General features: G+C 65.4%; 13 protein-coding genes. 3 read left to right on the top strand and 10 right to left on the bottom strand.

Annotated elements, in window-relative coordinates; all coding sequences use genetic code 11:
• Positions 1–63: 63 nt before the first annotated feature.
• Genes TVB01_RS07075 through TVB01_RS07065 form a run of 3 tightly spaced genes read right to left on the bottom strand, consistent with a single transcriptional unit; the run spans position 64 to position 4,313 of the window.
• Positions 64–1,497, bottom strand: a complete 1,434-nt coding sequence (locus TVB01_RS07075; protein WP_422455206.1) for an NAD(P)/FAD-dependent oxidoreductase — start codon at positions 1,495–1,497, stop codon at positions 64–66.
• Between the two features lie 50 nt (positions 1,498–1,547).
• Positions 1,548–3,005, bottom strand: coding sequence for an aminobutyraldehyde dehydrogenase (locus TVB01_RS07070; RefSeq protein ID WP_422455205.1), 1,458 nt, complete (start codon positions 3,003–3,005; stop codon positions 1,548–1,550).
• Positions 3,006–3,047: 42 nt separating this feature from the next.
• Entirely contained in the window at positions 3,048–4,313 is a 1,266-nt protein-coding gene (locus tag TVB01_RS07065) for a nucleotide disphospho-sugar-binding domain-containing protein (RefSeq protein ID WP_422455204.1), read from the bottom strand.
• Between the two features lie 133 nt (positions 4,314–4,446).
• Here TVB01_RS07065 and TVB01_RS07060 point away from each other — a divergent pair, with 133 nt between their 5' ends.
• On the top strand, positions 4,447–5,058 hold the full coding sequence (locus TVB01_RS07060; RefSeq protein WP_422455203.1) for a TetR/AcrR family transcriptional regulator: 612 nt from the start codon (positions 4,447–4,449) through the stop codon (positions 5,056–5,058).
• Here the strand turns inward: TVB01_RS07060 and TVB01_RS07055 are convergent.
• The 4 genes from TVB01_RS07055 to TVB01_RS07040 are packed head-to-tail and all read right to left on the bottom strand — an operon-like array spanning position 5,037 to position 8,994.
• Complete coding sequence (locus TVB01_RS07055; RefSeq protein WP_422455202.1) at positions 5,037–6,158, bottom strand: ABC transporter ATP-binding protein; 1,122 nt, start codon at positions 6,156–6,158, stop codon at positions 5,037–5,039. The genes TVB01_RS07060 and TVB01_RS07055 overlap by 22 nt on opposite strands.
• Positions 6,155–7,000, bottom strand: a complete 846-nt coding sequence (locus tag TVB01_RS07050) for an ABC transporter permease (protein ID WP_422455201.1) — start codon at positions 6,998–7,000, stop codon at positions 6,155–6,157. Before TVB01_RS07050 ends, TVB01_RS07055 begins: the two co-directional genes overlap by 4 nt.
• On the bottom strand, positions 6,997–7,899 hold the full coding sequence (locus TVB01_RS07045) for an ABC transporter permease (RefSeq protein ID WP_422455200.1): 903 nt from the start codon (positions 7,897–7,899) through the stop codon (positions 6,997–6,999). Before TVB01_RS07045 ends, TVB01_RS07050 begins: the two co-directional genes overlap by 4 nt.
• Positions 7,900–7,905: 6 nt before the next feature.
• Complete coding sequence (locus TVB01_RS07040) at positions 7,906–8,994, bottom strand: polyamine ABC transporter substrate-binding protein (protein WP_422455199.1); 1,089 nt, start codon at positions 8,992–8,994, stop codon at positions 7,906–7,908.
• Between the two features lie 163 nt (positions 8,995–9,157).
• On the opposite strand from TVB01_RS07040, the gene TVB01_RS07035 reads away from it, so the two are divergent.
• Positions 9,158–10,384 (top strand): hypothetical protein, encoded by a 1,227-nt coding sequence (locus TVB01_RS07035; RefSeq protein WP_422455198.1) that lies wholly within the window; start codon positions 9,158–9,160, stop codon positions 10,382–10,384.
• Positions 10,354–11,337 (top strand): SIS domain-containing protein, encoded by a 984-nt coding sequence (locus TVB01_RS07030; RefSeq protein WP_422455197.1) that lies wholly within the window; start codon positions 10,354–10,356, stop codon positions 11,335–11,337. The genes TVB01_RS07035 and TVB01_RS07030 overlap by 31 nt, the downstream gene beginning before the upstream one ends.
• Before the next feature lie 19 nt (positions 11,338–11,356).
• Here TVB01_RS07030 and TVB01_RS07025 read toward each other — a convergent pair whose 3' ends face one another.
• From TVB01_RS07025 to deoC, 3 genes are all read right to left on the bottom strand, one after another.
• Positions 11,357–11,494 (bottom strand): hypothetical protein, encoded by a 138-nt coding sequence (locus TVB01_RS07025; protein ID WP_227894985.1) that lies wholly within the window; start codon positions 11,492–11,494, stop codon positions 11,357–11,359.
• Positions 11,495–11,664: 170 nt separating this feature from the next.
• Positions 11,665–11,916, bottom strand: a complete 252-nt coding sequence (locus TVB01_RS07020) for a hypothetical protein (RefSeq protein ID WP_422455196.1) — start codon at positions 11,914–11,916, stop codon at positions 11,665–11,667.
• Between the two features lie 41 nt (positions 11,917–11,957).
• Positions 11,958–12,665 carry a deoxyribose-phosphate aldolase gene (gene deoC, locus TVB01_RS07015; protein ID WP_422455195.1) on the bottom strand — a complete coding sequence of 236 codons (708 nt, stop codon included), beginning with the start codon at positions 12,663–12,665 and terminating at the stop codon, positions 11,958–11,960.
• Positions 12,666–12,739 lie beyond the last annotated feature (74 nt).

Below are 12,739 nucleotides of genomic sequence, written 5' to 3'. Positions count from 1 at the left end.
ATTGGGGGCCCGCGTGGGGGGGGGGTTGTGGCCGTCGGGGGCAACGCAGCTTAGGGGAACCGGTCAGGAATCAAACCCCATTCCCACGGCATCCATGAGCTTCAGCCACGGGCCCCGTTTGCCCTGCCGGCGGTCGGAACGGACCATCGCGGCGGTCGTGATCTTCACGCCCAGCCAGGCAATCGGCTCCGGGGGGAACGGCAACGGAAGCTTGCGGACCAGTTCCAGGGACGTGCGCCGCGTTTGGACACCGGAAAGCAGGTCCAGCAGCACATTGGCAGCAAACCGGCTCGCGCCAACTCCCAGGCCGGTGAACCCGGCAGCATAAGCCACCCGTCCGCCGTAGGCCTTCATAAAGAACGAGAAGAACCGGCTGCAGGTGTCGATCGCTCCGCCCCATTTATGCGTGAAGGAGATGCCTTCCAGCTGTGGGAAGGTGGCGAGGAAATGCGCGGCCAGGCGGCGGAAGGACTCCTCGCTCTGGTCATACTCGGGCTTCATGCTGCGCCCGTAGTGGTACGGCGCGTCATAACCGCCAAAGAGGATCCGGTTGTCCTCCGTGAGGCGGTAGTAATGGAACCGGTTGGAGACGTCATCGAGCCCCTGGCGCCGGGACCAGCCGATGGATTCAAGCTGTTCCTCGGTCAACGGCTCGGTCATCAGCGCGTAATCATAGACCGGTACCGTATGCAGGCGTGCCCGGCGCAGCAGCGACGGAAAAACGTTCGTGGCCAGGGCGACCTTCGCCGCGGACACCGTGCCGCCGTCGGTCTCCACCTCAACGCCGTGCCCCGACTTAGCCAGCGACCGCACGGGGGAGTGCTCGAAAATCTGCACACCCAGTTCCTGGCAGGCACGCTTCAGGCCCCACGCCAATCGCGCCGGATCCACCAGCGCACTGCCTTTCTTGTTCCACGCGCCGGCCAGGTACAGCGGGGAATTCACCTCGGCCTGGACCTGGTCCCGGTCAAAGAATTCGACGCCGTCATGTCCGGCTTCCTCGCGCAGCCAGTCCACCTGGTGCGGATCAGTGGCCAGCGCCAGGGTGCCGTTCCATTCGAAGTCACAGTCGATCCCGTAACGCTGGATCGTCTCGGCGAACTCGGCCAGGTTCTCGTCTCCCATGTCCTTGAGCAGGTCCACCTCCTTGGGCAGGTGCTTGACGCCGTTGCTGTAGCCGTGGGTCAGGCTGGCCGAGACAAAACCGCCGTTGCGGCCCGACGCTGCCCAGCCCACTTCTCTCCCCTCCAGCAGCACGACGGAGGCCGAGGGATTTCGCTCCTTGGACAGGAGCGCCGTCCAGAGCCCGGTGTATCCGCCGCCGACCACAACAAGGTCAGCGGAAATCCGGGAATCCAGCGGCGGCAGGGGAGCCGGCCGTTCGGGGCGGTCCAGCCAATAGGGTTCGGGCGTTGCTCCGGCAAGGGCTGCAGTGACGGTTGCGGCCGGGATGCGCTGCTCGGCCAGCTCGTAGGTGGTCGGGGTGGTGCGGGGCACGATATCTGCTTTCGATCGGTGGTGGTTCGCAGGTGTATGCAGAGGCCGGATCAGGCCGGGCGGTAGCCCGTGGTTTCCGGCGGTACGGCATGGCGGATCATCAGGTGGCGGGTCACGGAGTAGTCCAGCAGCGGTTCAATGCTCATGTCCTTGCCGAAGCCGGATCCCTTCACACCGCCGTGTGGTGCCTCCGAGGCCAGCGGCAGGTGGTCGTTGATCCAGGTGACGCCCACTTCCAGCTGGTGGCTGACACGGATGGCACGTCCGACGTCGGCGGTCCAAACCGAGGAAGCCAGGCCGTAGGCGCTGTCATTGGCCAGCGCGACGGCGTCCTCCTCGGTGTCGAAGGGCAGGGCCACCAGGACCGGACCGAAGATCTCTCCCTGCACCAGTTCCGAGGACTGTGCTGCACCCACCACGAGGGTGGGCGGGAAGTAGAAGCCCGGGCCCGCCAGCGGGGAGCCGCCCTCCAACGCCTGGGCGCCGGCGTCGACCGCCCGGCTGACGAACCCGGCCACCTTCTCCCGGTGTGCTGCCGAGATCAGCGGGCCGATGTGGGTGGCGGGATCGTGGGGGTCGCCGATGTTGATGCCTTTGAGCTCCGCGCGAAGGGCCGCAATGGCGTCGTCAAAAATGCTCCGGTGGATATACACGCGGGTGGCTGCGGTGCAGTCCTGGCCGGTGTTGTAGGTGGCACCGAGGGCGACGGCGCGGGCCATCTGGGCCACGTCGGCGTCGGCGAAGACCAGGGCCGGGGCCTTGCCGCCCAGCTCCAGGTGCACCCGCTTGACGTCCTTGACCGCTCCCTGCATGACCGCCCGTCCGGTGGCCGTGGACCCGGTTACCGAGACCATGTCCACACCGCGGTGTCCGGCCAGGGCAGAGCCGATGTCCCCGCCGCCGGTCACCACGTTCAGCACACCGGCAGGCAGCCCGGCGGAGGCAGCCAGCTCAGCGAGCCGGAGCGTGGAGCCGGGAGTCAGCGGGGCAGGCTTGAGGATGACAGTGTTGCCGGCGGCCAGCGCGGGGCCGGCCTTCCACAGGGCCATGATCAGCGGGAAGTTCCACGGCGTAATGCCGGCAACCACGCCCACGGGCCGGCGGACCATCATGGAGGTGAAACCGTCGGAAAACACTCCGGCGCCGGTGCCGTCCACGGACCGGGCCGCTCCGGCGAAGAACCGCAGGTTGTCCGCGCCGAAGGGGATTTCCCCGTCCAGCACGGTGGTCCAGGGTTTGCCGCCCTCGGTGACTTCCAGTTCGGTGAGCGCTTCACCGTCGGCTTCGAGCGCGTCGGCGAGCTTCAGCAGTACGCGGGCACGCTGGCCCGGGGTCTGGGCAGCCCAGCCCGCCGCGGCGCCGCGGGCGGCAGCGACGGCGGAGTCGACGTCGTCCACGGTGGATGCGGTGAGGGTGCCGGAGACTTCGCCGGTGGCTGGATTAATGAGTTCCTGCTCTTCGCCGGCGGAGGCGCGGTAGTCGTTGGAGATGAAAGTTCCGGAGGCCATGGTGGTTCCTTGCATTGGTGGTGATGTGGTGATGGATTGCGGTCAGTGGAAAGCGGCGACGTTTTCCAGGGCGGTTGCCGCGGCTGACAGGCCGTCGACGGCGCGGATCCTTTCCCCGGCTGCACGGCAGCGGGCCAGCAGCTCAGTGTCGCCCAGCAGCTCGGCGATGGAGCCCAGCAGTTCCTCCGGCGTGCAGGTGTAAGTGTCCAGCCGGCGGCCGTAGCCGGATTCATGGACGCGCTGGGCGTTGTCGTACTGGTCCCAGAACAGCGGCAGCAGAATCATCGGGTTGCCGAAGTGCAGGGCCTCGGTGGTGGTGTTGTTGCCGCCGTGGGTGATCACCAGGTCCACCAGGGGGATGATGCGGGTCTGCGGCAGGAACTCCGCGCCCCACATGTTCTCCGCGAGGGTGATCTCCTCATGCAGCGGACCCTTGGAGACAATGAAGTTGTATTCCCCGGCGGTGGCCAGGATGTCCACGGTGCGCTGCATGAGTTCAACGTCGGCGCCGCCCAGGGAGCCCAGGCTGAAGTAGACCAGCGGCTTGGTGCCGTCCAGGAAGTGCTCCGGAAGCTCGACGGAGGACTCGGTTTCCCGCACGGCGGAGTCCACCCGGGTCCAGTCTTCGCCGAGGGGGCGGCTGCCGGTGTAGTCCAGCTCCTCGGGGTAAACGTAGATGTTGTGGACGCCGGAGTGGATGAACTCGAGCCGGGGCAGTGCGGGTGCACCCTGCTCCTGGACCCAGGCATTGAAGTCTTCCCAGAGGTCCTTGTGGGTGCGCTCGTACTCGGCGCGGTATTCCTCCCACGCGCTTTCGTCGTCCAGGCCCAGCCCGGAATAAGCAGGAGCAATCCCTGGGCCGGTTATTTCCAGCGGGTTGCAGGAGACCATCCGGACGAATGGCTTCCCCGCGGTCACCAGCGCGGGAAAGGCAACCACGTTGTCTTCGATGATGACATCGGGATTTACTTCCGCAATAATGCGGCGCAATTCAGGCTCGCAGTACTTGGCGCCGTCAATTGCGCCTTCCCAGATGGGGCGGATAACAGTTTCGGCCTGCTCCAGCGTGGATTTCCTGAATTCCGGGGAGATGGCTTTGATGTATTCCTTCCAGAAATCTCCCGCCCCGGCGTCCTCCGACTCGTCCGCCGGAGGAGCGAAGTCCACCAGGGCCTCCTCAAACCCCAGCGCGGCAAGCTTGCCCCGCCAAGACGACTCAGCCGCGAAGACAACACGGTGGCCGCGCTTGAGGAGCTCATTGCCAATACCAATGCAATTATTCGTAGGGCCGTAAGCGCTTTCCGGCATGAAAAGAAAAGTCCGTGAATTTGTCAACGGGTGCCTCCTGGAAACAGTGAGTGATTGAAATTACTTTTGTGGAAGTTCGTGTTTCGCCGAATGTGCCCTATTGTGGTAAATCAGCAATCGAGGAAGGTTTCACATGGCACGCCCGAAGAACCAGACCGCACGCCGCAGCGAAATCGTGGCGGCCGCGCAGCGGGCGGTGGCCAAGCACGGCCCTGACGGTGCGCGGCTGAACCGCGTCGCGGAGGAAGCCGGGCTGACCAGCGGGGCGGTGCTGTACTACTACCCGAACCTTGACGACCTGATGCTCGAGGCCAACCGGGAGGCGATGGAACGCTTCTACGAACAGCGGGTGCAGATGCTCGCTTCGCTGCCCGATGACCCGGCGGCCAGGCTGCTGGCCCTGATCCGCTCCGGCCTGCCCTCGGGGCCGGACGACGCGCAGGTCGCCATGCTCTGTGCCCTCGGCGGATCTGCGGGCAACCATCCGGTCACCGCAACCCTGCTGACCTCGCTGTACGAGCGGCAGGTCGGCATGTACCTGGTGGTCCTCGAGCAGGGTGCCGCCCGCGGCGTCTTCACCCTGGCCCAGGACCCGCTGGCCGTGGCCCGCAACCTGGTGGCCCTGGAAGACGCCTACGGTTACCGGATCATTGCCCGCCACCCCAGCATTGATGCCGAAGCGGCTGCAGGCCTGATTGCCGACTATGCGCGCATTGCCACCGCTCATGAGCTGACGGTTTCCTGAGCAACTGCCTCCAGCGAGGCGGCGCCGCGGTCATCTGCCACGGCAACCGTGCGGGCAGCGTCGACAATGAGGCCGATCTCCGAACCGCGCATCGGCACGTGGACGGAGCGCAGGGTACATATGAACGGGGCGGGAACACCCGAGACCCGAACCGCCACGGTGGAGGTGCCGCCGAGGAAGTAGGTGTCCAGCACCGTCCCGTCCAGGATGCCGGCCCCGGGGGCGGTCAGGACAACATCCTCCGGGCGGATGACCGCCGTCGCGGCGCTTCCCGCAGAAAGCCCGTGGTCCACAGCAAGGACCAACCCGGATTCCAGCAGGATGCCCCCGGCCACTGCCGTGCCGTCGAGCAGGTTGGCGGAACCGATGAAGTCAGCGACGAAGCGGGACGCCGGTGCCGAATAGAGGCCGACAGGGGTGTCGACCTGCTCCAGCCGGCCGCCGTTGAGCACTGCCACTCGGTCCGCCATGGACATGGCTTCTTCCTGGTCATGCGTGACCACCACGAACGTCATGCCTGCCTCATGCTGCAGGCGCTTGAGCTCCAGCTGCATTTCCGCCCTGACCTTGCGGTCCAGGGCCGAAAGCGGCTCATCGAGCAACAGCAGGCGCGGACGCTTGACGATTGCCCGGGCCAGGGCAACCCGCTGGCGCTGGCCGCCCGAGAGCTGGCTGGGCCGGCGTTTGGCGAATTTGGTCAGTCCGATGGTCTCCAGTACCTCACCGACCCGGCGGCGTACCTCCGCCTTGCCCATGCCCTCCGCCTCCAGTCCGTAAGCCACATTCCTCTCCACACTCAGGTGGGGAAAGAGGGCATAGGACTGGAACATCATGTTCACCGGGCGGCGGTGGGCCGGAAGCCGGGTGAGCGGACCGCCGTCGAGAAGGATCTCTCCTTCAGCAGGGGTCTCGAAGCCGGCGATGGAACGCAGCAGGGTGCTCTTGCCGCAGCCGGAAGGTCCCAGCAGGGAAAAGAACTCGTTGTCGGCAATGTCCAGGTCGATTCCGTGGAGGGCCTGGACGGAGCCGTAGCTGTGGCTGAGTCCGCGCAGCGCCAGCAGCGGCTGCGGTCCGGGAACGGGAGCAGGTCCGGTGGTCATAGTGAGTCCGCAATCTTGGTCAGTCGCTGTGTGCCGAGGACCGCCAGGACGGTCAGGCCCAGCAGCATGGTGGCAAGGGCATTGATCTCGGGGGAGACGCCGAAGCGCACCATCGAGTAGATGTTGATGGGCAGGGTGGAGACGGTGGGGCTGGTAGTGAAGAAAGCGATCACGAATTCGTCCAGGGACAGCGTGAAGGCCAGCAGCCCGCCGGAAATGATCGCCGGGCCCAGCTGCGGAACGGTGACCCGCAGCAGCGTCCGCGCCGGGGAGGCGCCCAGGTCGCGGGAGGCCTCCTCCAGGCTGGGATCCACCTGGGCCAGCCGGGCCAGGACGATCGCGGTGACAAACGCCATGGCGAACACGGTGTGCGCCAGAATCACCGAGAGCAGGCCCAGGGTGAAGTTCAACAGCGTGAACAGGCTCAGCAGCCCGATCGCCAGGAGCAGGTCCGGCAGCATGGCCGGCGCAATGGCGATCGCCCGGATCAGCCCGCCCTTCGTGTAGCGGTGGATTCCGACGGCGGTCAGGGTGCCCAGCACCGTGGCCAGGACTGCCGCAGCGGCGGCCACCACCAGCGTGTTGCCCAGGGACGCGAGGATCTCCGGGGAGCGGAAGACCTCCGCGTACCACTTCAACGAGAACCCGGACCAGGAAAACAGATTGGAGGAGGCGTTGAAGGACATGGCCGTGACCACGAGGATCGGCAGGTACAGGAACGCGATGGCGCCCCAGAACGGCAGCCGCAGGTGCCAGCGGCGCCCGGGCCGGGCGCCGCGGCGGCGTGCTCCGGGCGTTGCCTGGGTTCCTGCGGTGCCGGATGTGGCTGCGGTGGTGCTCATGCGTCCGCCTTCCGAGGGGTCTTGCCTTCACTGACGGCGCGGGATGCGCGCTGCTGGAGCACCAGCAGCAGCACCAGGAACGCAGTCATCACCAGCGCCAGTGCCGCACCGAAGGGCCAGTCGCGGGCCTTGAGGAACTGGTCGCGGATGAGGTTGCCGATCAGCACGGTCTTACCGCCGCCGATCAGCTCCGGAATGATGAAGTTGCCCATGGCCGGCACAAACACGAAGATGCAGCCTGTCAGTGCCCCGGGCGCGGAAAGCGGCAGCGTGATGGTGCGGAAGACCCGGAACGGGGAGGACCCCAGGTTGATGGCGGCTTCACTCAGCTGCGGGTCCTGCGAGGACAGCGAGGCGTACAGGGGCAGGATCATCAGCGGCAGGTACATGTACACCAGGCCGACGACGACGGCCGGCTCGGTGTAGAGCATGGCCACCGGCTCGCTGGTAATGCCCAGCCACTGCAGGCCCTGGTTGATCCAGCCGGCATTGTTCAGCAGCAGGATCCACGCGTAGGTGCGGATCAGGAAATTGGTCCAGAACGGCAGCAGGACGGCGATCAGTGCCAGGGTTCGCCAGCGTTTGGGCAGCCGGGCGATGAAGAGGGCGGCGGGGTAGCCGATGAGCAGGGCGATGGCGGTGGCAGCACCTGCGATGAGGATGGATTTGAGCACCACGCCCAGGTACAGCGGGTCGGCCAGCCGGACGAAGTTATCCAGCGTGAAGTTGTACTCGACGCCGCCAAACCGGCCGCGCTCAAAGAAGGCATAGACGGTGACCAGTGCCACCGGCAGGACGGCCAGCACAAACAGGACGAGAACGCCGGGCCCCAGGAGGGGGAGTCCGGCCAGCCTCCGGCGCCAGGCGGCGCCGGAGGCTGCGGAGCGGAAAGCAGGCACGGGAAGCTACTTCGCGGAGATTTCCGTGGCGAGGCGGGTGTACTCGGTGCTGTAATCACCCAGGTCAACAATGACTTCCTGCTCCGCCAGCTCGGCAGGGGTCATGGCCAGGTTCGGGTACGTGGTCAGCAGTTCCGGATCCAGCGCTTCCATGGCCGCCTTGTTGGGTACCTTGTAGAGGATGTTCTCCGCGGCCCAGGAGTGAACCTCCGGTTCCAGCACGTAGTTCAGGAACGCCATGGCGGCTTCCTTGTTCTGCGAAGACTTCAGCACGGTCATGGTGTCCACCCAGAGATCGCTGCCCTCGTCGGGAACGGTGAACTTGATGTTCGGGTCCTCGGTGATGCCGTAGTTGCACCAGCCGTCCCAGGCCTCGGTCAGCACGGCTTCGCCCGTGACGAGCTTGGAGTAGAAGGTGGTGTCATCGAAGGAGAGCAGGGTGGGTTTGGTGGCGGTGAGCTGCTCCTTTACTGCCTCGAGTTCAGCGGGATCTTCGGAGTTCACTGAGTAGCCGAGCGCCTTCAGTGCCGGCAGGGCCATCCAGCGTTCCGTGGAGAGCATGGTGGTCTTCCCGGCCACTTCGGCGGACGGTTCCAGGAGGTCATTCCAGGACGTCGGTTCCGCGGGCAGCAGGTCCGAGCGGTAGCAGAGGCCGGTGGTTCCCCACGCATACGGCAGGGAGAAGGTGTTGCCGTCGTCGTACGCCATTTCCATGGCCTCCGGGTAGAGGTTCTCAATGTTGGGAATGAGGGAGTGGTCCAGTTCCTGGAGCATCCCGCCTTCATTGAGGGCCTGGGCGTACTGCCCGGAGACGAAGGCGACGTCGATTCCGGAGTCGCCACCGGCGGTCAGCTTGGCCATGATTTCTTCATTCGTGGCGTGGTGGACGATTTGCACCGGCACGCCGGTCTCAGCCTCGAAGGTCTCCGCGAGGTCCTCGGGGTAGTAGTCGGCCCAGATGCCGACCACAAGCTCCTGCTGGCTGATGTCTGCCTCGGGATCCAGGCCCGCCGGTTCGCTTCCGCCGCCGCAGGCAGACAGTGCCAGGACTGCTGTCACGGCGACAGCACTGCGCTTGATGTGCTCGAAACTCACGGTCACTCCTTCTGGACGTCAGTGGCACACGTCACCTGGGCTTTGGTTGGTGAATCTGATCTTTGCACTAGAGTTCAAGGAATACAACGGTTATTTTCGGCCGTAACAAGCATTTAACAAACGGTTCTTGAAACTTCTGTGTAAGGAATGTGAGGGTGGGGTTATGGACGAAATAAGGACCCCGCACGGCCGCATCCGCCTGGAATGCGACGGCGCGCTCACCCCGCTGGGGCCCGGAGGAGAGCCGGCTGCCGCCGGAGCGGGGCTGGCCGCTGACCTGGTCGCAGCGGTTCTGTCCGGTACGCCGGAAGGCCTTGCATGCTCACCGGGGGAGATCCGGATAGTGCGGACTCCGTTGCCGGCCGGTACTCCTTCCACCGTCGAATCCGCTGTTGGCGTGGACATGACCAACCTGTCCGTCGTCGTCGGCGGGGACAAAATCGTCAAGCTCGTCCGTTCCTGGGGTGGAGCGAACCGGTCTGCGCGGCTGCTGACCCGTCTCGCGGAAGCGGGTGTGGAGGCCGTCCCGGGATACTTCGGGTCCTTGGACTGGCACCACCCGGCGCGGGGGCAGGGGACACTCGCCCTGGTCAGCGCCGTCGTTCCGGATGCCGCGGATGGCTGGAGCTGGGCAGTGGATGACGTCGTGTCCTGGTTCCAGGGCGGCGAGGCGCCGGGGTGGCCTGCGGTGCTGGGACGGCTTATTGCCGAAGTCCACACTGTGCTGCTGGGAGCCGGTGCGGCCGCGCCGCCTGCAGCCGCGCAGGTGCGGAAGCGGGCGTCGGGCGTCCTCGACCAGGCACTGTCCGTGACCGGGGGGAACCCGGGTCTCCGGCTTGCCCGCCGTGCGCCCGGACTGAAGGACATCCTGGAAGCAATTCCGGAAACAGCTGCTCCGGCGTTCGACCTGCACGGTGACCTGCACGTCGGTCAAATCCTGCGCGCCGGCGGTAATTACTGGCTGCTTGATTTCGACGGCGATCCGCAGCTGTCAGCTGCCGAACGCGACCTGCCGGACACAGCTGCCCGCGACGTCGCGCATCTCGCAGCTAGCTTCGACATGGTTGCGTCCGTGGCTGCCAAGAGAATCCAGGCATCGGGTTCGGAAGCGCTGCAGCGGCTGTATGGCTGGTCTCGGGCCGCCACCGGGGAAATGGTGGCGTCCTACCGCAGGGCAGTTCGGGAAGCCGGCGCTACGGACCTTCTGGATGAGGCAATGCTCCCGGGGCTCATCGCTGAACAGCTATTGCGGGAACTCATCTACGCACACCGCTTCCTGCCTCGTTGGGGGTATGCCGCGGACGGAGCCATCACTCACCGATTTACCCCTGACCAGACATCACAGCACAAGGAGCCCGCGTGGACACCGCCCGCTTTGCAGACGACCTGAACAAGGTCCCGGACTATCTCGAAGAACTCGCACCGATGCTGGAAAGCGGATACCCCGGCCTGGCGCAGCTGCCGCAAGCGGACCGTCTGCTGGTTCTTGCCATGGGCTCCAGTGCGTACGCTGCCGCCACAGTGGCCCGCCAGGCCAGGGCTGACGGCCTGAACGTCCAGGTCGAGCTGGCCAGCACTGTGCTCTTGCCTGCCCCTTCTCCTGACCTTCTGGTGGTAGCCGTCTCTGCCACCGGCTCCAGTGTGGAAGTGCTGGCTGCTGCGGAGCGTTACCAGGGCGCCGGCAGGCTGGTGGCCGTAACGAACAACGCGGACTCGCGCTTGGCTGCCATGGCGGATTTCGTTGTGCCGCTGAATGTGGGGGAGGAGGTCTCGGGAATCTCCTGCCGGAACTTCCGGCATTCCGTCCTGGTCATGGCCGCCCTCCTGGAAAGTTTTGGCGCTTCGTTTGGGAACCTGGGCGAGACGGCGCGCCTGGCTGCCGCAGGGAACCGGGAGCTGCTGGCCTCTTCCGGAGAGTGGCTGCCTCAGGCCTCCGACGTGTTGCTGGGTCCCGACGGCGTCTTCCTGCTCGCTCCCGCTGAGCGGCGGTCCAGCGCAGAGCAGGGATCCCTGATGCTGCGCGAGGTTCCGCGGCGGCCGGCGTTCGGCAGTGAGACAGGCGACTGGTCTCACGTGGATGTCTACTTGTCCAAGACTCTGGACTACCGTGCCCTGGTATTCGCGGGGTCCGCGTGGGACCAGCAGGCGCTGGATTGGATGGCCCCCCGTGGCGCAGCGATTGTCTCAGTGGGCGGAAGCTTCCCCGAAGCGAAGATGTCGGTGACCTATCCGGGCCAGGACCGCTGGCTGACTGCGGTCCTGGTGGAGACCATGGTGCCGGAACTTCTGGCGTGGGACTGGTATTCGAAGGATCCCCGTCACTCGTGGAGTTCCCGGGTCTGAGGCCTGTTGGGCCCCACCGCTACTGGGTGACCGCGACGGCGAAAACTATCATCGCTGCCAGCACCAGGGCGCCGATCGCTGAATAGGAGATACGGGTGAAGCGCTGCTGCCGGCTGCGTTCCCGGCGCCATTCCCTGCGGCTCAGTGTTGTGCTCATGCGCGCAACAATAGGAACCAGGAGCGGCAGGTACTAAGAGTACTTACTACTTGTTTCCTGTCGAATGTTACTCGCACGGCTGGAGGTCCTAAGTACCGGACTTCGTCCGGGAACGGCAACGGCACGCTGGAAATCCCGGGTGCCTTTGCCGTTACCAGAAGCCTGAAAGGCTACTCGTTGTGCGACTTGCCTTCAGCCAGTTCAGTGGTGGTGTCCGAGCGGCCCATCATGAACGGGATCAGGTAGACGAGCGTGCCGACGACGAGGCAGACCACCATCGGCCATACAACGTCCAGGGTCAGCCAGTTCAGCGAGTAGATCGAGGCGAGGAACAGCCCGAAGAAGACGACGAACGTAACGAGGTTCTTGACCAGGTGTCCTTCGCCCGAGTGAGTGGGCTGCTTGGCTCTAGTTCCTGCCATGGGAGTTTCTCCGTTTCAAAAAGTTTTCAGCGGCGGACGGATCAGTAGCCGGACCCGCCGTTACCACCCTTAACAATAGCGATTCCGGAGCTCGCTCCAATTCGCGTGGCTCCGGCGTTGATCATGGCGAGGGCATCTTCGCGGCTGCGAACGCCGCCGGAAGCCTTAACGCCCAAGTCAGGCCCGACGGTCCGGCGCATCAAGGCGACGTCTTCCACAGTCGCCCCACCTCCGTTGAAGCCGGTGGACGTCTTCACGAAGTCAGCGCCGGCTTCGACCGAAGCCTCGCAGGCGAGGACTTTCTGCTCGTCCGTCAGCAGCGCAGTCTCGATGATGACCTTCAGGAGGGCGTCCTTTTCGTGGACAGCATCGGCGACGGCGGCGATGTCGCGCACCAGTGCCTCCCGGTCGCCGCGGCGGGCTGCGGCAATGTCGATGACCATGTCGATTTCGTCAGCGCCGTCCTGGAGCGCGCCCTGGGCTTCGAAAACCTTGACCTCCGTGGTGGAGGCGCCCAGCGGAAAGCCGATGACTGAGCAGGTATCCACACCGCTGTCCTTCAATGCCGTGTGGACGGTGCTTACCCACAGCGGGTTCACACACACGGATTTGAAACCGTACTGGGCGGCTTCTTCACACACGCGGAGGATGTCTTCGCGGGACGCCTCAGGCTTGAGCAGGGTGTGGTCGATGTATGAGGCGAGGTCTGCGGTCTGCGGAGTCTCGTTGGGCGCGGCGTTCGTGGGCATGGCGGTCCTTTCCAAACTGGGCTTCCAGTCTCCCATATGAGGGCGTGTGACCCGGTGTCCGGGTCTGGCTGAGG

This window comes from Arthrobacter sp. 7Tela_A1, assembly GCF_049311065.1.
Classification (GTDB): Bacteria; Actinomycetota; Actinomycetes; order Actinomycetales; family Micrococcaceae; genus Arthrobacter_B.
Note: the sequence above shows the minus strand (reverse complement) of the source record. Positions and strands in the feature narration are given on the sequence as shown.